Origin of the sequence: Mesorhizobium sp. L103C105A0 (assembly GCF_000502215.1) — a bacterium.
GTDB lineage: Bacteria > Pseudomonadota > Alphaproteobacteria > Rhizobiales > Rhizobiaceae > Mesorhizobium.
On the sequence record NZ_AYXF01000002.1, the window covers coordinates 217334 to 243057 of the forward strand.

The window sequence follows — 25724 nt, forward strand, 5'->3', positions numbered from 1 at the left end:
CTCTATGGCTCATGCCTAGCTGTGAAGTCGGAAACGGAACCTTAACGCCGCGGAGTCCGCGCCGATTGGAACGAGTCGGTTGGCCGGCCTCCAGGCCAAGCAGAACTCTAGACCCTCAGGCCCCTCGCCTCGCCGGCGCGCTTGGCCGTAACCATCATATCCCTGGCCAGCAGCCCACTGACCCGGCAAAACGCCATGAAGGCGCGCCAGGCGTCCTCAGTCTTGACCACATCCACCGTGGCCCCGAAGCAGGCATTGAACGCCGCTTCATAGACCTTGCCCTGTCGCTTCTTTGGCCAGTCATGCAGGATATCCAGCGCCTGTTCGACGCTGTATATTTCCTCTACCGGCAGCCCGGGCGCGGGCGCGATGCGCACCGGCACCTCGAATTGCAATCTGTCCATTCTATATCTCCCGAACTGGCGTCGACCACAGCAACGCCGTTCGTCGTCAAAAGTTGCTTTGGCTGCTTTTGCGCGAAAATGTGTCGTCAGTGCGATCTCGGCATTCGGAGGAGATCGCGCACCTGGATGTCATCTGAGCGGCCGCGCAAGCCAGGAATATCGCCAGTATCAGTCCATTGCCGGCAGTTCTTCCTTGAACCTTGCGGCTTGCAGTGCCAAATCTGGGGAAATTTTCTAACGGGCTGGTATGCGCCGCCCGCTTACAGGCAAACGGACACTATGGTCACCTATCTCGACGCCGCCACGGCACCCCTCAGGAACACCGGCCAGATCCGCCTCTACGGCGAAGAAGGATTTGCCGGCATGCGCAAGGCCTGCGATCTCACCGCGCGCTGCCTTGATGAACTGGTGCCGATGGTCCAGCCGGGTGTCACCACCGAGACCATCGACCGTTTCGTCTTCGAATTCGGCATGGACCAAGGCGCGTTACCGGCGACGCTCAACTACCGCGGCTACACCAAATCGTCCTGCACCTCGATCAACCACGTCGTCTGCCACGGCATTCCAGACAACAAGCCGTTGAAGGATGGCGACATCGTCAACATCGACGTCACCTACATCCTCGACGGCTGGCACGGCGATTCCTCGCGCATGTATCCCGTCGGCACCATCAAGCGCGCCGCCGAACGCCTGCTCGAAGTCACCCACGAGTGCCTGATGCGCGGCATCGCGGCGGTCCGGCCCGGCGCCCGCACCGGCGCCATCGGCGCCGCCATCCAGACCTATGCCGAGGCAGAGCGCTGCTCGGTGGTGCGCGATTTCTGCGGCCACGGCGTTGGCCAGCTGTTCCACGACGCACCCAACATCCTGCACTATGGCACCGCCTCGGAAGGCGTCGAGATGCGGCCGGGCATGATCTTCACCATCGAGCCCATGATCAATCTTGGCCGGCCGCATGTGAAAGTGCTGTCGGACGGCTGGACGGCGGTGACGCGCGACCGCTCGCTGTCGGCGCAGTACGAACACACGATCGGCGTCACCGAAACCGGCTGCGAGATTTTCACCCTGTCGCCAAACAAGCTCGACCGCCCCGGCCTGCCGGCGGTCAGCTGAAAACAAGATCGCCTCAAGCCGCGGCTTTGAGGCGCCGTCGCCGAAAAAACTCGACCGCGCGCTGCTTACCGCTCTAATCTGCCGTCGAAGCCTTCGGGGAGTGTGGGGGGTCGATGGGGAAGAGTGGCGACGACGAACGGGGGTTCTTCTCCGAGCGGTGGCTTGAACCGCCGGCGAAGGACAAGGCGCCCAAGGACAAACTGACCGAGACGCCACACTATCACGGCCATCGCGACCGTTTGCGCGAGCGCTTCGTTGCCGGCGGCGCAGACGCCCTGCCCGACTACGAGCTTCTCGAACTGCTGCTGTTTCGCCTGATCCCGCGCGTCGACACCAAGCCGATCGCCAAGGCGCTTTTGGCGCGCTTCGGCACTTTTGGCGAAGTGCTTGGCGCACCGGTGGCGCTGCTGCAGGAGGTGAAGGGCATCGGCCCCGCCGTGGCGGTCGACCTGAAGGTGATTGCCGCTGCCGCGCAGCGCATGGCGTGGACCGAGGTTCGCGACCGCGAGGTGCTGTCCAACTGGACGCAGCTTCTTGCGTACTGCCGCTCGGCGATGGCGTTCGAGAACCGCGAACATTTCCGCATCCTGTTCCTCGACAAGAAGAACGTGCTGATCGCCGACGAGGTACAGCAGGTCGGCACCGTGGACCACACGCCGGTCTATCCGCGCGAAGTGATCAAGCGCGCGCTCGAACTGTCGGCCAGCGCCGTCATCCTGGTGCATAACCACCCTTCAGGTGATCCGACACCATCGCGCGCGGACATCGAAATGACCAAGCAGATCATCGACAGCGCCAAGCCGCTCGGCATAGCCGTCCACGACCACATCATCATCGGCAAGAAAGGCAACGCCTCGATGAAGGGCCTGCTGCTGATCTGAGCCTGATGGGCGCCGGTGCCGTCATCCCAAACGCCACCGCTCGCGAGCCAATCAGCAACATTCCGCTTTGGCTCAAATGCCCACGCTTGCGGTGTAGAAGTGATATTGCGACGGAAGCGCCCGCTTCGGCGACAATGTGGTAGACCCGCGAATACGAAGCAGCCACAGCCATTGCAGGAGATCTATTCAATGACGCTCGAATGCATAAATCCAAATGATCTGCCGATTCCGGAAATGTACTCCCAGGTCGTCGTTGCGACAGGAAGCAAGCTGGTGTTCGTCTCGGGCCAGCAGCCAGAAGACATACACGGCAAGCTCGTTGGCCATGGTGATTTCGCAGTCCAGGCGCGCCTGGCGTTCGGGAATCTCGGCCGAGCGCTTGCTGCCGCCGGCGCTCGGCCCGAGCAAGTCTGCAAGATCACGATCTACATCGTCGATTACAAACGCGACGAACACGTGCCGATCATCGAAGCGGCCCAGGTCGAGCTGTTCGGCGATCACAAGCCAGCAAACGTAGTGGTCGGGATAGCAGTGATGTCTCCCGGCTACCTGATAGAGATCGATGCGATCGCGGTCATCGACCCGTAGGCCAAGCGAGGACGCGTCAAGTCGCCCAAACAAATCCCGGCACTCGCTGCGAGATTGCCACGACCTTGATCTCTCCATCCATCCACGATCACATCGTCATCGGCAGGAATTGCGATGTCTCGATGAAGAGCCTGCTGCTCACCTGATCAACGTCGGAAACAGGAAACACGCAATGCCCCAGCCCGGCGACGAACCATGGGCGTTCGACAAGCAACGCGCAGCCCTCCTGGTCATCGACATGCAAAGCGACTTCGTCGATGAGGGCGCCGTCATGGAAGTGGCCATGGCCCGCCATCGCATTCCGGCGATGCGGCAGGTGGTCGAGCTTTGCCGCGCGCAAGGCGTCCCGGTTATCTACACCCAGCATGTGCTCAGCGACCATTTCGATATCTCGCCGCTGGAAACCGGCTATCAGCCGAAGCTGAAAACCAAAGGAATGCGGGAAGGCAGCGCCGGCGCCGAAATCGTCGCCGCGCTTGCGCCCTTGCCTGGGGATGTCGTCATCAAGAAGCACCGCTACGATGCCTTCCACAACACGCAGCTCGAGACGGTGTTGCGTAACATCCGTGGCGCAGGCCGGGTCGACACGGTGATCATCATCGGCACCGTGACCAGCATCTGCTGCGAATCCACCGCGCGGAGCGCCTTCATGCGCGACTACAAGGTGGCTTTCATCAGCGACGCCAATGGCGGACTGGACGAGCCATCGCACAATGCAACCCTCGACATCATAGGCAAGGTGTTCGGGCGCGTGATGACCGTCGCAGAGCTTGGGAGCTTGTTGCGGAGTTGAGCCCGCGCGTCAGCTGGCGTGCGTCTCGAGCCTACCGCCGCCGAGCCTGCCCTCAAGAAGGTCGCGCCGCTGCTGCAATTCGCCGGAGACGAATTTGGTGAAGGCGTGGACGCGCGCCGTGCGGCGCAAATCGTCGTGCACCAGCACCCACAGCGCCGAGCCAATCTCCTCGATCAGCCCTCCGACCCTTACAAGCCCGGGCAGGCTGTCGCCGAGATAACAGGGCAGCGCCGCAACCCCGATACCGGCGCCCGCCGCATACGACATCGTCACCAGGGAATCGGCGCGCATGGCGACCTCGACATCGGGCAGCGACGACCGCATCCAGCGGGCGACGCCGGTGTTGGCCAGGCTGTCGTCGGGCGCGATCCAGCGCAGCGCACCCAATCTCGGCTCCGGGGGTAGCGTTTCGGCATAGGAACGTGTCGCGTAGGCGGCGAAGGCGACGCCCGAAATGCGCCGGCCGACCAGGATTTCCTGCGGTTGCGACACCGGCCTGATCGCCACGTCTGCATCCCTTTGCGTCAGGTTGGCGATGGAATTCTGCGTCATCGCCTCGACCCGTATGCCGGGATGGAGCTTATGAAACGCCGCCAGGATCGGCGGCAGCACCGACGCCATCAGCGTATCGGTGGTGGTGACCCGCAACCTGCCTTCGAACCTGAGATCCTGCCCCGACAGTTTGCGCGCCAGTTCATTGACCGTCTCGGCCATTGTGCGTGCCGCGCCCAGCAGTTCCTCGCCGCCCGCGGTGAGGGCATAGCCAGTCGGCAGCCGATCGAAAAGGCGGATACCCAGCCGCGCCTCGAAGGCGTTGACGCGCCGCAGCACAGTCGTGTGGTTCACGCCCAGGATCCGAGCCGCCGCCGCCAGCGAAGCGCCATCGGCGACGGCCAGCACCATGCGCAGATCTTCCCAGTCGATATCGCGTGAGCTGTGCATTCTTGCAGAAAGATAAAAGAAAGCGCTGCGCTCTGCGAGCCAAAATGACGCTTCGCTGTGCAAAAACGCAGAGCAAGCGGGCGAATCGGCATGTCGATCTACGCATGCACGCACGCCATATGGAGTCCGACGACGAAAGAACGGTCGCGGAGAAGAGCCATGACGCCGATAGAACTCTACACCTGCCAGACACCCAACGGGCACAAGGCCTCGATCATGCTGGAAGAGGTCGGCCTGCCCTACTCGGTCCGCTTGGTCGACATCGAAAGGGGCGACCAGACCAAGCCTGATTTCCTGGCGCTCAATCCCAACAACAAGATCCCGGTGATCGTCGACCGGGACGCCGGCCGCACGGTCTTCGAATCCGGCGCCATCCTGCACTACCTGGCGCGACGGTCGGGCAAGCTTCAGCCCGTGGGCGCGCAGGAAGCGGACGATACGCTGACCTGGACCTTGTTCCAGGCGGCCCATGTCGGCCCGACGCTTGGCCAATTGTGGAATTACAAAATCTTCGCGCCGGAAAAAATCCCTTACGTGATCGAGCGTTTTGAGCGCGAAACCGGACGCGTCTTCCGAGTGCTCAATAGCCGGCTCAAGAACCATGAGCACATCGTCGGCAAAAGCTACGGCATCGCCGATGTGATGACATGGCCATGGATCAACGCGGCCGTCACCAGGCTCGGCCTCAGCCTCGATGACGCGCCAGACCTGGCGCGTTGGTATGCCGCCATAGGCCGACGCTCCGCAGTTGTCAGAGGCATTGCCGTTCCCGCCCGGCCCGAAGCATCGGCTGCCGCTTAGATCATGATGAGATTTGGTTGAAATCTCATCATGACCTAACCCTTTGTTGGAGCATGATCTTTTCGAAAAACCGGCACCCACTTTTTGGGATCATGCCCTAGCCGCCGCACCCCGCATTCAAGGAATACGATCGTGGAAATCCTCTTCATCCCTCTGGCGCTTGCCGCCGGTGGCCTGCTCGCAGTGCAGGCTGGCGCCAACGCCCAACTTTCAAAGGCGGTCGGCTCACCCTTTGCCGCGACCACGCTTCAGCTCGCGGTCGGCGCCATCGTGCTGTTGTCGATCACGGCCCTCACCGGAACGACACCGGCTCTGCTTGCCGTTCGGCAAGCCGAATGGTGGCATGCGATCGGCGGCATGGCTTCGGCCTTCTACGTCGTTTCGACCATTCTTGTGTTCCCTCGCCTTGGCGCCGTCGTGTCCGTCGGGCTCTTCATCGCCGGGCAGATGCTTGCATCCTTCGCCCTCGACACGTTCGGCTGGCTCGGGATCCCCGAAGCAGGACTGCGAGCCGGGCCTGCCTTTGGCATGCTGGTCGTGCTTGCCGGTGCTGCCCTCATCGTTCTGGGACAAAAGGGCGCGGCGGACAATCTGGCGCCCTCGAAACTCGGCTGGATCGGACTGGCGCTGCTGGCAGGCGCCGTGCTTCCGGTGCAAGGCGCTGTAAACGCCTTGCTTCGGCACGACCTTGGCGGCGCGCCGTTTGCGGTCGGCACCATCTCGTTCCTGGTGGCGATGCTGGCCATGGCCGCGGTGCTTCTGATCGCGCTTGCCCTGACGAAGACGCCCCGCCCTCGCCTCGCCGGCCTGTCGTCGATGCCCTGGTGGGGCTGGCTCGGAGGTTTTGCCGGCGCCACCTATGTCACGACCGTGTTCACCGCCATCCCCGTCATCGGAGCGGCAGCTGCCGTCAGCCTGACGGTGGCCGGCCAGCAGGTCGCCGGCATCTTCGTCGACACCTTCGGCTGGTTCCGCCTGCCGCAGCGGCTTGTCTCCGGCATGCGGCTCGCCGGCGTCGTGCTGCTTTTGGCCGGCTGCATCATCATCAAGGCGCTTTGATCCCGCTGGAACAAGGCAAGCCGAATCAAACCAGCCCCTGCCCTCCCTGATTTGGGGGGTCAGGTGTCGCTCCGGCGTCACCAACGAAGCAAGGTCCGGGCGCCGCAGAAGCAATTTTTCGCTCCTTCCACAACCGGCTCTAGAATTTCGATCGCAAATCACGCATGATGCACTTGGTATTTTCCCGGGACGGCTTCGCGCCCCCTGAAATACCGGGAGGAACGGGACATGCCCATAGTGGTTGTACTCGTTTTGATCGTCGTGGGCTCGGTGTTGTTCCACTTCCTGAGCCCATGGTGGTGGACTCCGATTGCCTCGAATTGGGACTATATCGACAACACCATCATCATCACCTTTTGGATTACCGGCGTCGTCTTCGCCGCAGTCGTCCTATTCATGGCCTATTGCGTTTTCCGCTTCCGTCACCACGAAGGCAACCAGGCGGCCTACGAACCGGAGAACAAGCGGCTCGAATGGTGGCTGACGATCGTCACCGGAGTGGGTGTTACCGCCATGCTGGTTCCCGGCCTGTTTGTCTGGAGCCGGTTCGTCAACGTTCCAAGCGACGCAACCGTGGTCGAAGTCGTCGGCCAGCAATGGCAGTGGAGCTTCCGCTTGCCCGGCAAGGACGGCAAACTCGGCACATCCGACACCCGCGACGTCACCGCTGAAAATCCGCTGGGCGTGATCGCCAAGGATCCCAGCGGCCAGGACGACGTCGTGGTCGAAGCGGCCGACCTGCATCTGCCGGTCGGCAAGCCGGTCAAGATGCTGCTGCGCTCGATCGATGTGTTGCACGATTTCTACGTTCCGGAATTCCGCGCCAAGATGGACATGATACCGGGCTCGGTCACCTATTTCTGGTTCACCCCCACCAAGACCGGGACCTTCCAGGTTCTGTGCGCCGAACTGTGCGGCCAGGGGCATCCGATGATGCATGGCATCGTCATGGTCGATACCGAGCAGGACTATGTGGCCTGGCTCGACCAGCAGCAGACGTTCGCGCAGTTGTCGGCGCCGCAGCAGACGGGCTCGGTGGAACAGGCGCCGGGCAACGCGACGGCGTCAGCTCTAGAAGTTGCGGCAAAACTCGAAACTGTCGGGTCCCGCTGAAGGGCACGGAGGTGCTCCGCCTATGGTCGATATCACGCCTGCAGATGCCGTCCCGCCCGCCGAAGTCGCGGAAATGGAGCTTTACCATCCGCACAGCTGGTGGACGAAGTATGTGTTCTCGCAGGACGCCAAGGTCATCGCCATCCAGTATTCGGCGACCGCAACGGCCATCGGCCTGGTCGCGCTGGTGCTGTCCTGGCTGATGCGGCTGCAGCTCGGCTTCCCCGGCACGTTCGATTTCATCACCCCCGAGGCCTACTACCAGTTCATCACCATGCACGGCATGATCATGGTGATCTACCTGCTCACGGCACTCTTCCTCGGCGGCTTCGGCAACTACCTGATCCCGCTGATGGTCGGCGCCCGCGACATGGTCTTTCCCTATGTCAACATGCTGAGCTACTGGATCTACCTCCTTGCCGTGCTGGTGCTGGTGTCGAGCTTCTTTGCGCCCGGCGGACCGACCGGCGCCGGGTGGACGCTCTATCCGCCGCAAGCCATCATGACCGGTACACCTGGCGGCCAGGAATGGGGCATCATCCTGATGCTCGTCTCGCTGATCCTGTTCATCATCGGCTTCACCATGGGCGGTCTGAACTATGTCGTGACGGTGCTGCAGGCCCGCACGCGCGGCATGACGATGATGCGCCTGCCGCTGACCGTCTGGGGCATCTTCACCGCCACCGTCATGGCGCTGCTCGCCTTTCCGGCGCTGTTCGTCGCCTGCGTGATGATGCTGCTTGACCGCGCGCTTGGAACCTCCTTTTTCATGCCCGCGGTCGTCGAGATGGGGGAACAGCTACAGCACAATGGCGGCAGCCCGATCCTGTTCCAGCATCTGTTCTGGTTCTTCGGCCACCCGGAAGTCTACATCGTGGCGCTGCCGGCCTTCGGCATCGTCTCCGATCTGATCAGCACGCATGCGCGCAAGAACATTTTTGGCTACCGGATGATGGTCTGGGCCATCGTTGGCATCGGCGCGCTGAGCTTCGTGGTCTGGGCGCACCACATGTATGTCAGCGGCATGCACCCCTATTTCGGCTTCTTCTTCGCCACCACGACACTGATCATCGCCATCCCGACGGCGATCAAGGTCTACAATTGGGTGCTGACGCTGTGGCGGGGCGACATCCATCTCACCATACCGATGCTGTTTGCCATGGCTTTCATCGTCACCTTCGTCAATGGCGGGTTGACCGGGCTGTTTCTCGGCAACGTCGTCGTCGACGTCCCGCTGTCGGACACGATGTTCGTCGTCGCTCACTTCCATATGGTCATGGGTGTTGCTCCGATCGTCGTCATCTTCGGCGCGATCTACCACTGGTACCCGAAGGTCACCGGCCGGATGCTGAACGAGACGCTCGGCCGGTTCCATTTCTGGGTCACATTTCTCGGCGCCTACCTGATCTTCTTTCCCATGCATTACATCGGCCTGATGGGCGTGCCGCGGCGCTATGCCGAACTGACCGACGTGACGGTCATGACGGAGTCGGCGCATCACCTGAACTCGTTCATCAGCATCATGGCGTTTATCGTCGGCTTCGCCCAGATCGTTTTCCTGTTCAATCTTATCTGGAGCATCCGCCATGGGCGCGAGGCCGGTGGCAATCCATGGCGAGCCACGACACTCGAATGGCAAACGCCGCAGACGCCACCGGCTCATGGCAATTTCGGCAAGGATCTGCCGATTGTCTATCGCTGGGCCTATGACTACAGCGTGCCGGGCGCCAAGGAGGACTTCATTCCGCAAAACATGCCGGGCACGTTCGGCCCCTCCAGGGAGCCGGCATGAGCGTCATCCTGGTCTTCCTTCTCGTGATCGCCGGCTTTGCCGGCTGGTGGCTCTCGCATCAGCGGCTGATGGCGAAACCATGGCTCGAGCAAGGTGTGGCAGGAGATTTTGTCGCCTTCGACCGATCGAGCCTGCCGACCGCCAAGATTGGCCTCGGTGTCTTCCTCGCCGTGGTCGGCTGCCTGTTTGCGCTGTTCACCAGCGCCTACTTCATGCGTATGGCGCTGTCGGACTGGCAGCCGCTGCCCATCCCACGCCTGCTCTGGCTCAACACCGGCATGCTGGTGCTGAGCAGCGTTGCGCTGCAATGCGCCTCGATCGCGGCGCGCAAGCGCCAGATGGACACGGTCAGGCTCGGCCTTGTCGCGGCTGGGCTCACCGCGATCGCCTTCCTCATCGGGCAGTTCATGGCATGGCGGGACCTGACCGCCGATGGCTATTTTCTGGCCTCCAATCCGGCCAACAGTTTTTTCTATCTGATAACCGGGATGCACGGCCTGCATATAGTGGGAGGGCTGGTGGGCCTGGGCAGGACAACCGCCGGCGCCTGGAACGGGGCACGGCCGGAACGGCTTCGCCTCAGCGTCGAATTATGCGCCATGTACTGGCATTTCCTGCTTTTCGTCTGGCTCGCCATCTTCGCTCTTTTAGCCGGCTGGGCCGCGACGTTCATCGATATTTGCCGGCAGTTGCTGACCTAGGAGGTCGAGGAGCATGGCAGAAACGACACTGACGCATACCGGCCAAACGGAGACGCGGCCCGCAGGCTGGCAAGGCATCGCCGCCGACTGGTCCTCGGATCAGCGCGCGTTCAAGAACGTGTCCTGGGGCAAGGCCATGATGTGGATCTTCCTGCTCAGCGACACCTTCATCTTCGGCTGCTTCCTGCTCTCCTACATGACCGCGCGCGTCTCCACACGTGTGCCGTGGCCCAATCCGAGCGAGGTCTTTGCGCTTCGCATCGGCGGTTCGGACATTCCACTGATCCTGATTGCCATCATGACCTTCGTGCTGATATCGAGCAGCGGAACGATGGCCATGGCGGTCAATTTCGGCTATCGCCGCGACCGCCGCAAAACCGCAATCCTCATGCTTCTGACGGCAGCGCTAGGAGCCACCTTCGTCGGCATGCAAGCCTTCGAATGGACCAAGTTGATCACCGAAGGGGTACGGCCGTGGGGCAATCCCTGGGGCGCGGCACAATTCGGCTCGACTTTCTTCATGATCACCGGCTTCCACGGCACGCATGTGACGATCGGGGTGATCTTCCTCATCATCGTGGCGCGAAAGGTCTGGCGTGGAGACTACGACGTCGGTCGTCCCGGCTTCTTCACCAGCCGCAGGGGTCGCTACGAGAACGTCGAAATCATGGGGCTCTACTGGCATTTCGTCGACCTGGTCTGGGTGTTCATTTTCGCATTCTTCTATCTTTGGTGAGAGGCTGACATGGCTGAAGCAACCGCAAACGGCCTCGGGCAACACGCGCTGCACTCTGATCATGCGCATGAAGGGCCATCGACCGGCGTCGCGGAGGTTCATCAGGAACATCCGATCAAGCTCTATCTGGTGGTCTGGGTATGGCTGTTCATCCTCAGCGCCTGCTCCTACATGGTCGATTATCTCGGCATCCACGGCTATCTCAGATGGTCTCTGATCCTGATCTTCATGATCCTCAAGGCCGGGCTGATCGTCGCCGTGTTCATGCACATGGCCTGGGAGCGGCTGGCCCTGACCTATGCGATCATCCTGCCGCCGCTTCTGATATTGGTGTTCGTGGCGATGATGCTCTTCGAAGCGGACTACACGCTTCTCACCCGGTTGTCCTTCTTCGGACCGGGGCCCTGACGCACAGTCTTCATCTCCGGTCAAAGACCGGAGATGAAGCTTCCCATCAGCTGATCTGCAGGGTCAGAGGCCTACCCGCGTCGGGGACGATGGCGGCTCTACAACCTTGCGGTAGACATGCCAGGTGGCGTGACCCAGGATCGGCAGCACGACCGCCAGCCCGGCAAACACCGGCAGCGAGCCTATGATCAGGGCGACGGCGACAATCAGTCCCCAGACAGCCATGGGGATCGGGTTCGCCAGCACCGCTCGCACCGACGTGTGGATGGCTTCGTAGGCGCCGACGTCGCGGTCGAGCAGCAATGGGAAGGCGACAACCGTCGTGCACAACACCACCGCGGCGAAGACGAAGCCGATGGCGTGCCCCAGGACAATCAGAGACCAGCCGCGTCCGGTGGCAAATATTTCATTGATGAAGCCCGAAATCGATGCAGGCGGAGCCGGGCCGAAGAGATATTCGTAGAACACCTGCGCCGCCAAAAGCCAGGCGATGAAGATTGCAACCAGCATGATCCCGACTGCGGCGATGGCTGGCAGGGCCGGAGAATTCCTGACCTCGAACGCGTGCGTCCAGGAGGTGTCGAGCCCGGCTTCTCGTCTGCGGCTGATCTCGTAAAGGCCGATCGCCGCGAATGGACCGATAAGCGCAAAGCCGGACACCAGCGGAAACAACATCGGCAACGCATTGGCACCCGAAGTCCAGGCAGCGAGCACCACGCCGACAAGCGGATAGATCAGGCAGAGAAAGACGATGTGCGACGGTTTGACCATAAAATCGTCAACACCGCGCTTGAGCGCATCGAAAAGATCGGAAACACTGATTTTTCGGATTTTGGTGTGTTCCAGCGTTTCGCTGGCGCCTGCAATCACGTGAAAACTTGTCATGCCCGTTCCTCCAGACCAGGTCCGGCAAGGTCGCGGTTTCACGGTGCTGCCGTTCTGCATGACTGGCCACGCGAACCGCGACCTGCACCGCAATCAATATACTCCATTGACTGGAGCTTGTCGCCCGTTCTTACAAAAGGCTCCCGGAAGGCGAGGTTTCCGAACACAGCGTCATGCCGTCACCCTCCGGCTGACATGAACGCGCGTATCGCGATGGTATCGGCAAGCAGCACGGCAAAGATCGCGAAAAGATAGAAGATCGAATAGGCAAACAGCGCCTTGGCCGGCTTCATCTCCTTGTCGAGGACGACCAGGGCGTTCCAGGCATGCCAGATGAAACCCGAGCCCAATGCAGCCGAAACAATCCCATAGACCCCGCTCGTGAATCCGAACGCCCAGGGCAGCACGCCGATTGGTGCCAGGAGCAGTGAATAGGCGAAGATCTGCCTTCTGGTCGAGGCCTGGCCGGCCACGTTCGGCATCATCGGGATGCCGGCAGCGGCATAGTCGCCGGCCTTGAACAGTGCGAGCGCCCAGAAATGCGGCGGCGTCCACAGGAAAATGATCAGGAACAGGATCAGGCTTTCAATGCCGATGGCGCCGGTGGCCGCTGCCCAGCCGATCATCGGAGGAAGCGCACCCGCCGCGCCGCCGATGACGATGTTCTGCGGCGTCGAGCGCTTCAGCCACATCGTATAGATGACGACGTAGAAAAAGATGGTGAAGGCCAGCAGTGACGCGGCAAGCCAGCCCACCAGCACGCCGAGCGTCATGACCGAAAGTGCGGAAAGCACCAGGCCGAAGCCGAGGGCTTCGCCCGCCGTGACGCGGCCCGACGGAACCGGCCGCTTTGACGTGCGCGACATCAGCGCGTCGATGTCGGCGTCGTACCACATGTTGAGCGCGCCGGCCGCTCCCGCTCCAACCGCAATCGCACCTATGGCGATCACGGCGATGACCGGGTTCATCGCGCCGGGCGCCACCATCAGACCGACGAAGGCGGTAAACACGGCAAGGGCCATGACCCGAGGCTTCAAGAGCGCAAAGAAATCACTGGCCGTCGCGTCCGAGAGGCGGACGCCGGTATCCTTGAGGCTTTCCTTGACCGACATTTGAGACGACCATCGATGGAAACCGGGCAGCCTAGAGCAATTCCAGGAAAGTGTATGGGGTTCCGCCCGGAATTGCGTAAGAACAAAGAGATCGAGCGGATCGCCGTTTCCGTGAAACGGTGAAACGCTCTGGCCGGCCGAAGAGCCAGGTTACGGGGAAAATTGCTTCAGATAGGCGATGACGTTGGCGACGTCCTCGTCCTTCTTGAGGCCGGGAAACGCCATCTTCGTCCCTTTGACCATTGCCTTGGGGTCGTGAAGATACGTCGTCAGTGTCGGCTCATCCCATTTGACGCCGGATGTGCCGGCCGCGATCATGGCTTCGGAATATTTAAAATCCGGATGCGTGCCGGCCGTCCGGCCGATAACGCCATGCAACGAAGGGCCTATCTTGTTGGTGTCTTGGTCTGCGACGTGGCAGACCTTGCATTTGGTGAAGACCTTCTCGCCCGCCGCGGCGTCCTGTGCCCGCGATGGATTGGCGATGAAAGTTGCAACGGAAACGACGGCGAAAAACGCAACCAAGCGCATGGCATTCCTCCCTGATCGTCAAATTTGCCTGAGACGGTCTGCACATGCCGGTAGCACCAGCATGCGCCCTGCACGGCAGAATAGATTCTCCGCTCCTCCCCAGATGGAATTGCGGCACTTGTGTACCACAGAATCTGGCCGGTAGGTAGAACAGGTCGACCGTACAAAGGTTCAGGTGGGCTGCGGTGGCTCAAGGCACATCCGCCACAACGAAAAAGGCCGCCTCGAGGGCGGCCTTTTCTGATCTTGTCGTCAGGCGCTTATTCGGCGTCCTTGGCGGCCTTCTTCTTCGGGGCTGCCTTCTTCTTCGGCTCTTCCGCGTCGTCGGCCTTTTCAGCCTTGTCGGCCTTCTTGGCAGCGGCCTTCTTCGCCGGCTTGGCCTTGGCGGTATCGCCCTCTTCGTCGTCAGCCATCAGCTCTTCCTTGCTGACCTTGACGTCGGTGACCGAGATCTGGCTGAGCAGATGGTCGACGACCTTCTCCTCGAACATCGGCGCGCGCAGCGTGTTCAGGGCTTCCGGATTGCTGCGATAGAACTCGAAGGCTTCCTGCTGCTGGTTGGCCGGGTAGCGGCGCACCTGCTCGAACAGGCCGCGCTGCAGTTCCTCGTCGGAAACGGTGACGCCGGCCTTCTCGCCGATCTCGGCCAAAACCAGGCCGAGACGCACGCGGCGCTCGGCAAGCCGCAGATATTCGGCGCGTGCCTCTTCTTCCGTCGTCTCCTCGTCGGCGAAGGTACGGCCGGCGGCTTCGAGATCGCGGTTGACCTGGGTCCAGATGTTGTTGAACTCGGCATCGACGAGCTTCGACGGCGCCTCGAACGAATAGGCCGCGTCAAGCTGGTCGAGCAGCTGGCGCTTGACCTTCTGGCGGGTCATCGAACCGAACTGGTTCTCGATCTGGCCGCGCACCACGTCGCGCAGGCGCTCCAGCGATTCCAGGCCGAGGTTCTTGGCCATCTCGTCGTTGATTTCCAGCGCGCCGGGCTTGGACACTTCCTTGACGGTGACGTCGAAGGTGGCTTCCTTGCCGGCCAGATGCGCTGCCTGGTAGTTTTCCGGGAAAGTGACCGTGACCTGCTTCTCGTCGCCGGCCTTGGCGCCGATCAGCTGGTCCTCGAAGCCCGGGATGAATTCCTTGGAACCCAGAACCAGCGGCTGGTCGGTGCCGGCGCCGCCGGAAAAGGCCTCGCCGTCGATCTTGCCGAGATAGTCGATCAAAACGCGGTCGCCTTCGGCGGCCTTGCCGGTCTTCGGCTCGAAGCTGCGCGCCGATTCGGCAACGCGCTGGACCTGCTCGTCGATCTCGCTGTCCGGCACTTCGAATACCTGGCGCGTCACCTTGATGTCGGAGAAATCCTTGATCTCGATCGCCGGGATGACCTCGTAGTTGAGGCGGAATTCGAAGTCGGCGCCGCCGGCCAGGATCTTCTCGGCCTCTTTCTCGTCTTCCGTCATGATCACTTCAGGCTGCATGGCGGCCTTTTCGCCGCGCCCCGTGATGATCGAACGGGTCGAATCGTTGAGGATTTCGTTGACCACTTCGGCCATGAACGACTTGCCGTAGACCTTGCGCAAATGCTGCACAGGCACCTTGCCGGGACGGAAGCCGTTGATGCGGACCTTGTTCCTGGCGTCGGACAGCCGCGCCATCAGCTTGGCTTCCATATCACCGGCCGGCACGGTGATCTTGATCTCGCGCTTGAGACCGGAGTTGAGCGTTTCGGTGACCTGCATCGTAAAACCTTTATCTTCACCAAAGAGGCTGCCACGGCGTCTTGCCGTTCACAGCCTGCCGGTACAATCTTGCCGGGAATGGCTTTTGGTACGGAACCTGGCGATTTGACCGAAATTACGGCTCAAATTGTTCCAAACTGCGTTCCAAGATGTGAATAAGTTCTTGTTTTTCCTACTTCTTATCACATTCTGCAGAAGCGGATCGGCGCGTCCCGTCACATTTGACACGCCTTTTGTCACAGGCGAGGCCAATTTTCAACCATCTTCGCGTTGCAGCGAATGACCGCCCCAACGGCAGACATTTTCGCCCCGACATTGACAGAATGATGGCTACATGGGATTGCCGACAAATGCGGATGTGGCGGAACTGGTAGACGCCCTGGATTTAGGTTCCAGTGCCGAAAGGCGTGGGGGTTCGAGTCCCTTCATCCGCACCACCCTTCGCTCTATCGAGCTTCGGGTGGCAGGCCACCCAGGAGCTTGATAAAGCGAAGGGTGTCCTCCGAAGCCGTGGCGTAGGAGGACTGGCGGCGACGGCCTACACTTCAAACACTTGACCGGTAAACCACTCCGCCAATTTCGCCAGCTCCGGACCCAGCACCCGGTCGGCGTCGACCGGCGGCACGATCTTCCTGATATCCGCGACAAAATCCTGCAATGCCGGCGGCGCGGCGCGTTCAGTCACGTACAGGGCCTGCGAGGCGATCATGGCCAGCATCGCCATTGCCGCATCGAGGCAGCGGCCGGCCGTCGCTTCCTTGGTCCAGGCGAAGAATGCGGTGGTGGCGACGTCGTCCTGGCCGGCGCCGGCCGATTCGGTGCCCGGAATGAAGGTGCGCTGCGCCGCGAGCTTGGCCTGTTCGAGATAGCCGGTGATCGCCATCGGGACATAGCCGACATTGCCATGGCCATCGCTGTCGGCCCAATGCCGCCCGGTCATCAACAGATCGGGCAGCAGCGACACCTTGCCGTTCAGCAGCTTTGAGGCGTGGCGGTCGCAAAGCAGGCAGAGATCGGCCCAGATCGCCGCCAGATCGTCCAATGCCGGTGTCGCCATGGCATTGTGGTAGCCGCCCGTGGAGATGCAGCGTCCCAGCGGATGCGCATCGTCGGGCGGGATATAGACCGGATTGTCCGAGATCGAGGCCAGCGACACGGTCGCCGCCTGCTCGGCGCCCGCCAGCGCCCGATGCGCATGGCCGAGCACGCGCGGCACGATGCGGTAGCTGACCGGCGCCTGATAGTTGCGCCGGCCGTCGCCGGCGCCAACCAGGTATTGCCGCAACCCTTGCAAGGCGGCCGCTTCGTGCGCGTCGCCCCACAGCCCGTCGAGCGCGGCATCATAATGCTCGAGCGGCGCACGAAAGGCTTCGATCGACAGCGCAAACACCTTGTGCGCCATGGCGAGGCGACGGCGTGCGGCAAGTGCTGCGTCCGCCACCAGTGCCGCCGCGCAGGGCGAGCCGTTGATCAGCGAACCGCGCTCCTTCACCTCAAGCTCAAGGCTGGCGGTAAGCGCAGCAACCAGCGGATAGAGCGCCAGGATCTCGCCGGCGCCACCCTGCCATTGCGACGGCACCACCGGCATCGGGCCGCCGTCGAGCATCGCCGCGACCGCCCGTGCGATGCGCGGCGTGGTCGCGGCATTGCCTTCGATAAAGTTGGTCAGCTGCGCCAACACGATCGCCCTTACGACGCGCTCAGGCAATGGCTCACCGAACGATGTGGCGGCGGCAAAAGCCTTGATGCGCGCATGGCGGTCGCGCTCGTCAAGTTCGAGCTTGCGGCTTGCCAGCTCGCCCATCGCGGTGGTGACGCCGTAGATGACCGGCGGCGGATCGGACTCAATGAGTTTCAGGAACGAGGCGCGGCATTCGGCAATGCGTTGCAAGGCCTTGTCGCCGATTTCGACCGTGTCGTTTCTCCAGGCGACGCGCAAAACGGCATCGAGATTGATATCTTCGCGCGTCGTCACCGTAATCGGCATTGTCTTCGCCCGTCTGGTTTGCATGAGGGCGAAGCGATCGATCGTTGCCGAAATCCATGCCCTGGGTAATGTCTTCTAGTAGAGCGGTTCCTCAAACAATGTCTTGTCGCCGTCCATCAGCGCCTTGATCTGTGCCTGGCCACTGGCGGCGAGCGCGATGCGCACGCCGAATGGCCGCACCCGCATGTCGTTCTGGATCGCCATGCCCTGGCCCTCAGGTAGGTAGAAGCGGTCGATGCCGTATTGCGGTGCGATCGTGGATTCAGGATCAAGCGTCCAGCCCGGCGCGACCTGGCCGACAATATCGGCTTCGTCGGCGGTCGCCGGCGTCGGAGCCTTGCCGAACCAGGCCGTGGTCGCATGCCAATAGCCGTCGGCACCCGGCTTCAGCCGGACCACGATCGGCGTGTTCTCGCTCACGAGCTGGCCGGCCGGGATGTTGGCGATCAGCTTCACCGGCAAGCGCGATATTTCATAGCCGAGGATAATATAGTCGCCGCGCAGCAGATCGCGCGGATCGACCGGCTCGACTTTCAGCAAGACCTCCTTGCCGTTGCGCAGGATCGCCGCGCGGCCGGCGATGATCCAGCTCAGGAAGCCGATCTGGACGAGCGCCAGGACCAGCGCCGAGATGACAAGTTTCTTTCCCGACATCATGCTGCCGCTCCTTCCGGGGCCTTCATGCGTTTTTCCACACGGATGATGACGAGAGCCAGGATGCCGAACAGCACTGCGGCAGCCAGGAAGAAGCCGGCCGTGCCGAGCATCGTCTGCAAGGTCACGACATAGATAATGGCAAGTTCGAAGGCAAAGCCGGCATAGGCAACCCAGCGCAGCCCCCTGCTCTCGCGCCCGCCCAGCATGATCGCCGCGGCAATGCCGGCCAGTGCGATGACCGACGCAATGGCAAAGCCGTTGCTGAAGGCGTTGTCATCGCCCAGTTCGATCTGCATCATCGCCAGCCCGGTGAGAAAGCCGATCAAGGCGTGCAAAGGCAACCGCCCGCCGAGCTGCAAGATCCGGTCGGCCGGCCCGGCGGCGAAGATCGAAACCGCAAACAGCAGCGCCGACACCACGACGAGAGGAATAGCCAGGGCGAGCGTGTTCTGGTCCAGGCCGCGCACCGCAATATAGAAAATGACCGAGACAATGATCAGGTGGCGTGCCGGCTGGCTGCGCGTCCACAACGAGACGACAAAAAGCACCGGCGCCATGATAACGAAGAAATCCGGAAATACGGGGCGGTCATAAAAGTCGAACGCGCGCACGAACAGCCAGGCAACGGATATGCCGACGGCAGCGACCGTCAGCGGGTTCGAGCGCAACGCCACCGCGGCTAATGCCGTGCCGATGCCCCAGGTGACGATGGCCGAGGCTTCGTCACCCGTGAGATGGTACATCTGGCCGATCAGCGCGATCGATCCGCCGAAGGCCGCGGCGGCCACGATCCACAGCGCCTCGCCGATCGCCGCATGGTCGCGCATCTTCAACACCGCGCCGCCGACATAGCCGGCGAGAATGACGGCAAACAGCGCCGCGACCCGCACCAGCCGCGGGATCGCGTCCCAGTTGGCGGCGACGAAGAGCAGGATCGCGGCGCCGAACAGCAGCGCTGCCATCATGGCCAATATAGTGCCGAAGCTCAGCGATTTGCGCTCGTTTGCGTCGATGTCGCGCTTAAGCGCATCGGCCGTCTTGGCATCGATCAGGCCGGCCTGCAGCCACCGCCCGATATCGGCCCTCGCCCGTGACGAATAACTCGCCATGCCGCTTCTCCCCCAGCTTGGTCTTTCTGACAGCCGATCCGCCCAAATCGTTGACGCAACGTCATTTTCCGATTCGGGTTTCTTCATGACGAAGCCGTGAACGCGCGTTAATGTTGCATTGCACAATTTGCATTGCTGCCATGCGCCAACAGCACTTTTAAATCGATATTACCCAGCCTATTTACTGTTCGTACACAAACGGAACGATCCGAAGAAAGACGAAACGAGCACTACCATGAACCTGATCCGCAACTACCGCAACTGGCGCCGCTACCGGGACACCGTCTCCGAGCTGAGCCGCCTTTCGAACCGTGAACTGACCGACCTCGGCATCAGCCGCAGCGACATCCACTACGTCGCCCGCAAGGCGGTCTAATCCTCTTCGGATCGCAAATGGTCCGAACCAGTTTTGAAAAAGAGAACGACAATGAACCTGATCCGCAACTATCGTAACTGGCGCGTTTACCGCGACACCGTTACCGAGCTGGGTCGCCTTTCGAACCGTCAGCTCCATGATCTCGGCATCGTCCGTGACGAGATCAAGATCATCGCCCGCAGGGCGACGATCTAGCCAGAATTTCGCCAGGGTCGACCTCCTCCCCGACCCTGACGGATACGGTCAGCCTTCACCTCCTCCCGAGGGTTGACCACCAAAACGGCGCCCGCCGCACCTCCTCCCGCGGCGGGCGCTGTTTCCAAACCGAACGCAGTTCGTCTCCAAAGTGAACGCAGTTCGCCTTCCAGGGATTTCGCCTCCCTCGATCCGGCGAAAAGAATTTCGTCAAAGCCGACCTCCTCCCCGGCGATGACGAATACGGCCGATCCCCACCTCCTCCCGAGGATCGGCCCCAAAAACGACACCCGCCGCACCTCCTCCCGCGGCGGGTGTTGTTGTTTTTGGGCAGGCTTTTCAATTGCGCATGCAGTCGATCGAGGCGCTTTACGCCGCCATCAGAGCGTCGCCGCGGACATAAGAAAGTCGAGCTCCGTCGTTGCACGACAATGACCCACGCTCGCACCGGCCAATTGCAAACGGCGCGCCAAGCGATTATTCCGGCGCTCATGAGCAAAAATCCTATCCACATCGTCGGCGGCGGCCTCGCCGGCTCCGAAGCCGCATGGCAGGCAGCACAAGCCGGTGTTCCCGTCATTTTGCATGAGATGCGCCCGGTGCGCGGCACCGATGCGCACAAGACCGATGGGCTTGCCGAACTTGTCTGTTCCAATTCCTTCCGCTCCGACGATGCCGAGAACAACGCCGTCGGCCTGCTGCATGCCGAAATGCGGCTGGCCGGCTCGCTGATCATGAGTGCCGGCGACGCCAACCAGGTGCCGGCCGGCGGCGCGCTGGCCGTCGATCGCGACGGCTTCTCCGACGCGGTGACGAAAAGGCTCGAAGCGCACCCGCTGATCACCATCGAGCGCGAGGAAGTGCCGGGCCTGCCGCCGGCGGAGTGGGACCAGGCGATCATCGCCACGGGACCGCTGACCGCGCCGTCGCTCGCCCAGTCGATTGCCGAGGCAACCGGCGCCGATGCGCTGGCCTTCTTCGACGCGATTGCCCCGATCATCCATTTCGACACGATCGACATGGACACCTGCTGGTTCCAGTCGCGCTATGACAAGGTTGGGCCCGGCGGCACCGGCAAGGACTACATCAATTGCCCGATGGACAAGGACCAGTATCTCGCCTTCGTACAGGCGCTGGTCGACGGCCAGAAGACCGAATTCAAGCAGTGGGAAGGCACGCCCTATTTCGACGGCTGCCTGCCGATCGAGATCATGGCCGAGCGCGGCGTCGAGACGCTGCGCTACGGGCCGATGAAGCCGATGGGGCTGACCAATGTCCACAATCCGACGGTAAAAGCCTATGCCGTGGTGCAGCTGCGCCAGGACAATGCGCTGGGCACGCTCTACAACATGGTCGGTTTCCAGACGAAGCTGAAGCATGCCGAGCAGGTGCTCGTGTTCCGCACCATTCCGGGTCTGGAAAACGCCGAGTTCGCCCGTCTCGGCGGCCTGCACCGCAACACCTACATCAACTCGCCGACCTTGCTCGACGCCTCGCTGCAGCTGAAGTCGCGGCCGGGCCTGCGCTTTGCCGGGCAGATCACCGGCTGCGAGGGCTATGTCGAGAGCGCGGCGATCGGCCTGCTCGCCGGCCGCTTCGCCGCCGCCGAGCGGCTCGGCCACACCCCGTCGCTGCCACCGCTCACCACCGCCTTCGGCGCGCTGCTCAACCACATCACCGGCGGCCACATCGTCTCCGACGACGAGCCGGGCAAACGCTCGTTCCAGCCGATGAACGTCAATTTCGGCCTGTTCCCGCCGGTGGAAGCACCGAAGACCGAAGGCAAACGCCTGCGCGGCAAGGACAAGACGGTGGCCAAGCGCCACGCGATCACCTCACGCGCGCGGGCAGATTGTCGGGAGTGGCTAGGGCTGCCGGCGCAAACAGCGGAAGCTGCTGAATAGCCAAGTCTCAGAGTCCTAACGCGATTGACGTTTACGTCAACTCGCTGTCCATCCCCGCGTTGCGCGCCTGAGCAACAGCCAATGCCGACGCAGAGCCGAAAGCCGGGCTGCGCCGCCAAGCGGCGAGCGACGACCACTCGCCATCTTGCCGAGATAGGCGCTGGTCAGCGCCAGCGGCAGGAACGCCGGACGCAGCGTTTCCGGAAGTGCGGACGCCCCTTGCTCGAAAGCGCGGAGATGCTCCTGCGCCAATGCAATCATCGCAGCCACCGCGCGCTGAGCGCCGGGGCCGCCGTCGCCGCCGACGAACTCTTCCGGCGATGAGCCTACCGCGGCAAGGATATCCGCCGGCACGAAGCATTGCCCGCGCCGGCGATGCAGCGGCAACAGCAGCAACAGGCCGGTCATCGCCTGGGCGCAGCCGGCCCTGCCCGCCAGTTCGGCAAAGCGCGGCGCCTGATTGGGATCGAGCACCATCGCCGCCAGCTGGATCAGCGCGGCCGCCGTCTCGCCGCAATATCCCTCGAGATCGGTGCGCGACGGCATCGGATCGTCATAGAGGTCGAAGATGCGGGCCTCGAGCATGTTGTCGAAGGCGGTTTTGGGCAGGCCATGGGCAGAAATCGTCGCCTTCAGCGCATCGGCGAGCGGGTTGCCTGTGGCTGCGGCTTCAGCAGCGATGACATCGCGCCACCATTGCAGCCTCACTTCGCCCGGCAATGCCTCGTGGATGCGGTCTCGGACAGACGCAATCTCGGCATTGAAGGCGTAAAGCGAAAACAGCGCCGCGCGCTTATTGGCCGGTGCATAGAGTGCGCTGACATAGCGGTCATGGTCGCCGGCGCGCACCGTCTCCATGACGATGTCAGCTGTATCGGTCACGTCAGTCGACGGCGATGAGCGCCGCGGCCACGGCGCGGTCTTCGGCAAGCAGAACATTGTAGGTCCGCACCGCTGCCCCCGTAGACATCGGGTCGGAGCCAATGCCAGCCGCTTTCAGCGCCGCCCGAAGTGCTGTCGGCAAGGGCCGCAAATCCTTGCCTGTACCGACCAGCAGGATCTCGACCTTGCCGGCCTCAGCCAGCAGCAGGTCGAAATCCGCCGCCGTCAGGGCCAGCGGATCGGCCGGCTCCCAGCCATGGATGCCGGAGGGCAGGCAAAGAAGCGAGCCGCGATGCGACATGTCGGCGAAGCGGAAGCCGCCATTGCCGTAGGCTTCGATCGGCGCCCGTCCGGGGAAATGCGCCTCGCGGATGACGATGCCTTTTGCCACCAGCGCAGCCGTCAGGTCGCCATGGCCTTGCCGCCACCAACCGGCTTCTCCTCATCGGCGCTCGCTCCCTGCGGCCTGAGCCTGAACAGGATCAGCAAGGGCGCTGCGATGAAGATCGACGAATAGGTGCCGAAGACGACGCCGAACAGCATCGCCATGGTGAACGAGCGGATCACCTCGCCGCCGAACAACACGAGCGCCAGCAGCGCCAGGATGGTCGTCACCGAAGTCAGCGTCGTTCTCGACAGCGTCTCGTTGATGGCGTTGTTCAACAATTGTGGGAGCGGCATTCGTTTGTATTTTCGCAAATCTTCTCGAACACGGTCATAGACGACGATCGTGTCGTTGAGCGAATAGCCGATAATGGTCAGGATCGCCGCCAGCGAAGACTGGTTGAACTCGAGCCCGGTGATGACGAAGAAGCCCAGCGTCATCACCACATCGTGCACCGTCGCCACGATTGCGCCGACCGCGAACTGCCATTCGAAGCGGAACCAGACATAGACCAGGATGCCGATCAGCGCGATGATCATCGCAATCGTGCCTTGCTTGGCCAGTTCGCCCGAAACGGTGGGACCCACCACCTCGACGCGGCGGAAATCGTAATTGTCCTGCAGCTCGCCGCGCACCTTGTCGATGACGGTCTGCTCGGCGTTCTCACCGCCATCCTGGGTGCCAACGCGGATCAGCACGTCATTCGGCGCGCCGAATTGCTGGACCTGCACTTCACCGATATTGAGCTCCGACAGCCGGCTTCTGATATCGCCAATATCGGCGTCGCCTTGCTTGGACTGCACCTCGATGATCGAGCCGCCCTTGAAGTCGATGCCGTAGTTGATGTCGATGGTCAGGAATCCGATAACCGACGCGATCGACAGCAGGCTGGACAGTGCGAACGTCCAGCGGCGGATGCCCATGAACGGGATTTTCGTGCCGGCCGGAACGAAGGTCACCGGCGCACGCGGCAATTCCTTCGGACGCGCACGGCGCAGCCAGATCGACACCAGCAGACGGGTGAAGGTGAAGGCGGTGAACACCGTGGTCAAAATGCCGATGGCATAGGTGATGGCGAAGCCCTTGACCGGTCCGGTGCCGAGATAGAACAGCACGACCGTGGCAATCAGCGACGTCACGTTGGAATCCACGATGGTCGCCAACGCCTTGGCGAAGCCTGTGTCGATCGACTGGATGACCGAACGGCCGGCCCGTCGCTCCTCTCGGATACGCTCATAGATCAGCACGTTGGAATCGACCGCCATGCCGATGGTCAGCACGATACCGGCAATGCCGGGCAAGGTCAGTGTCGCGCCAAGCAGCGACAAGACCCCGACGATCATCGCCACGTGCACGGCGAGCGCAATGTTGGCGAGGAAGCCGAGAAGTCCGTAGGCGACGAACATGAAGGCGACGACGAGAATGGAGCCGATGATGCCGGCGACCTTGCCGGCATGGATCGAATCCTGGCCGAGGCCCGGGCCGACGGTGCGTTCTTCGATCACGGTCAGCTTTGCCGGCAGCGCGCCGGCGCGCAGCAGCACGGCGAGGTCGTTGGCGCTTTCGGCGGTGAAATTGCCTGAGATCTGGCCGCTGCCGCCGAGGATCGGTTCGCGGATCACCGGCGCCGAAATCACCTGATTGTCGAGGATGATGGCGAACGGCTTGCCGACATTCTGCTGCGTCGCCTGGCCGAATCGTGTCGCACCGCGCGAGTTGAAGACGAACGAAACCACCGGCTCGTTGTTTCGGGAATCATAGGTTGCCGTCGCCTTGGCAAGATCTTCACCGGACACGATGACGCGATTTTCCACCAGATACGGAACCGGCGGATCGTCCTGCGAATAAAGCACCGAGGAGCCTGCCGGCGGGCGGCCGTTCAGCGCATCCTGCACCGACATCGAGGTATCGACCATCTGGAAGGTCATCTTGGCGGTCTGGCCGATGATCTCCTTCAGCCTTTGCGGATCCTGCAGGCCCGGCACCTGGACGAGTACACGGTCGTCGCCCTGCCGCTGCACGATCGGCTCGGTGGTGCCGAGTTCGTTGACGCGACGCTCGACGACTTCGATCGACTGCGCCAATGCGGCCGAGGTGCGGTATTTGATGCCGGCGTCGGTGACGGTGAATTTGAGCAGCCCGGCTTCGGAATCATCCAGGGACATCTCCTGGATGGAGCCACCGGTGAACAGGCCGGCGGCGACCGGATCGGTCAGCGGCTTAAGCGCCGCCTTGGCGGCATCGATCTGGGTTGGATCGGTGATGCGCACTTGTACGGTCCTGCCGGTGCCGCCAAGGCCGGTATAGCCCACCTTGGCATCGCGCAGCAGCGTGCGGATCTCGTCGCGCGTCGTTTCCAGCTGCGCCTTGACCAGGTCGTTCTGGTCCATCTGCAAGAGGATGTGCGAACCGCCCTGCAGATCGAGACCAAGCGTCATCTGCCGCTTCGGCACCCAGTTGGGCAATTGCGCCAATGTGCTGGCCGGGAAGAGATTTGGCGCGGCAAGGATGAATGTGACGGCCACGGCGATCCAGATCAGGATCATCTTCAGGCGCGAAAAATACAGCATATGGCGTTGTCCGTCAGGGCGTACTGGCGGATCGTTCCGCCGACAATTCGGTTATTTCTTGGCG

At 62.2% G+C, this 25724-nt stretch carries 26 protein-coding genes and 1 tRNA gene; 15 read left to right on the forward strand and 12 right to left on the reverse strand.

Features of this window, described 5'->3' with window-relative positions:
• Positions 1 to 107 precede the first annotated feature (107 nt).
• Entirely contained in the window at positions 108 to 404 is a 297-nt protein-coding gene (locus X727_RS158575) for a DUF982 domain-containing protein (protein WP_023667653.1), read from the reverse strand.
• Between the two features lie 279 nt (positions 405 to 683).
• On the opposite strand from X727_RS158575, the gene map reads away from it, so the two are divergent.
• From map to X727_RS23495, 4 genes are all read left to right on the forward strand, one after another.
• The gene (map, locus tag X727_RS158570) at positions 684 to 1517 is read left to right on the forward strand and encodes a type I methionyl aminopeptidase (RefSeq protein WP_023744793.1); all 834 of its coding nucleotides are present in this window, start codon (positions 684 to 686) and stop codon (positions 1515 to 1517) included.
• A 113-nt stretch (positions 1518 to 1630) separates the two neighbouring features.
• Positions 1631 to 2398 carry a DNA repair protein RadC gene (radC, locus tag X727_RS158565; protein WP_023744792.1) on the forward strand — a complete coding sequence of 256 codons (768 nt, stop codon included), beginning with the start codon at positions 1631 to 1633 and terminating at the stop codon, positions 2396 to 2398.
• Positions 2399 to 2587: 189 nt separating this feature from the next.
• The gene (locus X727_RS158560; protein WP_023667656.1) at positions 2588 to 2986 is read left to right on the forward strand and encodes a RidA family protein; all 399 of its coding nucleotides are present in this window, start codon (positions 2588 to 2590) and stop codon (positions 2984 to 2986) included.
• 172 nt (positions 2987 to 3158) lie between these two features.
• Complete coding sequence (locus X727_RS23495; protein ID WP_050591272.1) at positions 3159 to 3779, forward strand: isochorismatase family cysteine hydrolase; 621 nt, start codon at positions 3159 to 3161, stop codon at positions 3777 to 3779.
• 9 nt (positions 3780 to 3788) lie between these two features.
• Here the strand turns inward: X727_RS23495 and X727_RS158555 are convergent, their stop codons facing one another.
• On the reverse strand, positions 3789 to 4721 hold the full coding sequence (locus X727_RS158555) for a LysR family transcriptional regulator (RefSeq protein ID WP_023833777.1): 933 nt from the start codon (positions 4719 to 4721) through the stop codon (positions 3789 to 3791).
• 159 nt (positions 4722 to 4880) lie between these two features.
• On the opposite strand from X727_RS158555, the gene X727_RS158550 reads away from it, so the two are divergent.
• The 7 genes from X727_RS158550 to X727_RS158520 all read left to right on the forward strand — a co-directional run bounded on the left by X727_RS158550 (position 4881) and on the right by X727_RS158520 (position 11331).
• Positions 4881 to 5522: a glutathione S-transferase N-terminal domain-containing protein gene (locus tag X727_RS158550; protein WP_031203991.1), complete on the forward strand. Its 642-nt coding sequence runs from the start codon at positions 4881 to 4883 to the stop codon at positions 5520 to 5522.
• Between the two features lie 132 nt (positions 5523 to 5654).
• Entirely contained in the window at positions 5655 to 6581 is a 927-nt protein-coding gene (locus X727_RS158545) for a DMT family transporter (RefSeq protein ID WP_023833779.1), read from the forward strand.
• 228 nt (positions 6582 to 6809) lie between these two features.
• Positions 6810 to 7694: a cytochrome c oxidase subunit II gene (locus tag X727_RS158540; RefSeq protein ID WP_023833780.1), complete on the forward strand. Its 885-nt coding sequence runs from the start codon at positions 6810 to 6812 to the stop codon at positions 7692 to 7694.
• 22 nt (positions 7695 to 7716) lie between these two features.
• Positions 7717 to 9486, forward strand: coding sequence for a cytochrome c oxidase subunit I (gene ctaD / locus X727_RS158535; RefSeq protein WP_023681631.1), 1770 nt, complete (start codon positions 7717 to 7719; stop codon positions 9484 to 9486).
• Positions 9483 to 10187: a cytochrome c oxidase subunit 3 gene (locus X727_RS158530; RefSeq protein WP_023833781.1), complete on the forward strand. Its 705-nt coding sequence runs from the start codon at positions 9483 to 9485 to the stop codon at positions 10185 to 10187. The genes ctaD and X727_RS158530 overlap by 4 nt, the downstream gene beginning before the upstream one ends.
• A 13-nt stretch (positions 10188 to 10200) precedes the next feature.
• A complete protein-coding gene (locus tag X727_RS158525; RefSeq protein ID WP_023667664.1) occupies positions 10201 to 10923 on the forward strand; it encodes a heme-copper oxidase subunit III family protein in 723 nt (240 codons plus the stop codon).
• Between the two features lie 9 nt (positions 10924 to 10932).
• On the forward strand, positions 10933 to 11331 hold the full coding sequence (locus tag X727_RS158520; protein WP_023833782.1) for a cytochrome C oxidase subunit IV family protein: 399 nt from the start codon (positions 10933 to 10935) through the stop codon (positions 11329 to 11331).
• Positions 11332 to 11394: 63 nt separating this feature from the next.
• Here the strand turns inward: X727_RS158520 and X727_RS158515 are convergent, their stop codons facing one another.
• The 4 genes from X727_RS158515 to tig all read right to left on the reverse strand — a co-directional run bounded on the left by X727_RS158515 (position 11395) and on the right by tig (position 15595).
• Positions 11395 to 12216, reverse strand: coding sequence for a DUF2189 domain-containing protein (locus X727_RS158515; protein ID WP_023691119.1), 822 nt, complete (start codon positions 12214 to 12216; stop codon positions 11395 to 11397).
• A 179-nt stretch (positions 12217 to 12395) separates the two neighbouring features.
• Positions 12396 to 13328 carry a heme o synthase gene (locus X727_RS158510; protein ID WP_023833783.1) on the reverse strand — a complete coding sequence of 311 codons (933 nt, stop codon included), beginning with the start codon at positions 13326 to 13328 and terminating at the stop codon, positions 12396 to 12398.
• A 150-nt stretch (positions 13329 to 13478) separates the two neighbouring features.
• Positions 13479 to 13859 (reverse strand): cytochrome c family protein, encoded by a 381-nt coding sequence (locus tag X727_RS158505; protein WP_023667668.1) that lies wholly within the window; start codon positions 13857 to 13859, stop codon positions 13479 to 13481.
• Between the two features lie 260 nt (positions 13860 to 14119).
• Complete coding sequence (tig, locus tag X727_RS158500; protein ID WP_023697608.1) at positions 14120 to 15595, reverse strand: trigger factor; 1476 nt, start codon at positions 15593 to 15595, stop codon at positions 14120 to 14122.
• 352 nt (positions 15596 to 15947) lie between these two features.
• Between tig and X727_RS158495 the strand changes: the two genes are divergently transcribed.
• Positions 15948 to 16032 (forward strand) — tRNA-Leu (locus tag X727_RS158495).
• A 101-nt stretch (positions 16033 to 16133) separates the two neighbouring features.
• Here X727_RS158495 and X727_RS158490 read toward each other — a convergent pair.
• The 3 genes from X727_RS158490 to X727_RS158480 all read right to left on the reverse strand — a co-directional run bounded on the left by X727_RS158490 (position 16134) and on the right by X727_RS158480 (position 19348).
• Complete coding sequence (locus X727_RS158490; RefSeq protein WP_023833784.1) at positions 16134 to 17582, reverse strand: aromatic amino acid lyase; 1449 nt, start codon at positions 17580 to 17582, stop codon at positions 16134 to 16136.
• A 75-nt stretch (positions 17583 to 17657) separates the two neighbouring features.
• Entirely contained in the window at positions 17658 to 18239 is a 582-nt protein-coding gene (locus X727_RS158485; protein ID WP_023697610.1) for a GDYXXLXY domain-containing protein, read from the reverse strand.
• Complete coding sequence (locus X727_RS158480; RefSeq protein ID WP_023833785.1) at positions 18236 to 19348, reverse strand: DUF2157 domain-containing protein; 1113 nt, start codon at positions 19346 to 19348, stop codon at positions 18236 to 18238. The genes X727_RS158485 and X727_RS158480 overlap by 4 nt, the downstream gene beginning before the upstream one ends.
• A gap of 235 nt (positions 19349 to 19583) precedes the next feature.
• On the opposite strand from X727_RS158480, the gene X727_RS1000000166110 reads away from it, so the two are divergent.
• The 3 genes from X727_RS1000000166110 (at position 19584) to trmFO (ending at position 21823) form a co-directional block, all read left to right on the forward strand.
• On the forward strand, positions 19584 to 19724 hold the full coding sequence (locus tag X727_RS1000000166110) for a DUF1127 domain-containing protein (RefSeq protein ID WP_006335194.1): 141 nt from the start codon (positions 19584 to 19586) through the stop codon (positions 19722 to 19724).
• Positions 19725 to 19775: 51 nt separating this feature from the next.
• Complete coding sequence (locus X727_RS1000000166115; protein ID WP_023667673.1) at positions 19776 to 19919, forward strand: DUF1127 domain-containing protein; 144 nt, start codon at positions 19776 to 19778, stop codon at positions 19917 to 19919.
• 491 nt (positions 19920 to 20410) lie between these two features.
• The gene (gene trmFO, locus X727_RS158475) at positions 20411 to 21823 is read left to right on the forward strand and encodes a methylenetetrahydrofolate--tRNA-(uracil(54)-C(5))-methyltransferase (FADH(2)-oxidizing) TrmFO (protein ID WP_023833786.1); all 1413 of its coding nucleotides are present in this window, start codon (positions 20411 to 20413) and stop codon (positions 21821 to 21823) included.
• Between the two features lie 36 nt (positions 21824 to 21859).
• On the opposite strand, the gene X727_RS158470 is transcribed toward trmFO, so the two are convergent.
• From X727_RS158470 to secDF, 3 genes are read right to left on the reverse strand one after another with little or no spacing between them, the layout of a single operon-like run.
• On the reverse strand, positions 21860 to 22705 hold the full coding sequence (locus X727_RS158470; RefSeq protein WP_031203992.1) for a phytoene/squalene synthase family protein: 846 nt from the start codon (positions 22703 to 22705) through the stop codon (positions 21860 to 21862).
• A 1-nt stretch (position 22706) separates the two neighbouring features.
• The gene (locus tag X727_RS158465; protein WP_023688226.1) at positions 22707 to 23096 is read right to left on the reverse strand and encodes an Mth938-like domain-containing protein; all 390 of its coding nucleotides are present in this window, start codon (positions 23094 to 23096) and stop codon (positions 22707 to 22709) included.
• Between the two features lie 11 nt (positions 23097 to 23107).
• On the reverse strand, positions 23108 to 25660 hold the full coding sequence (gene secDF / locus X727_RS158460) for a protein translocase subunit SecDF (protein ID WP_023833788.1): 2553 nt from the start codon (positions 25658 to 25660) through the stop codon (positions 23108 to 23110).
• Positions 25661 to 25724: the final 64 nt, after the last annotated feature.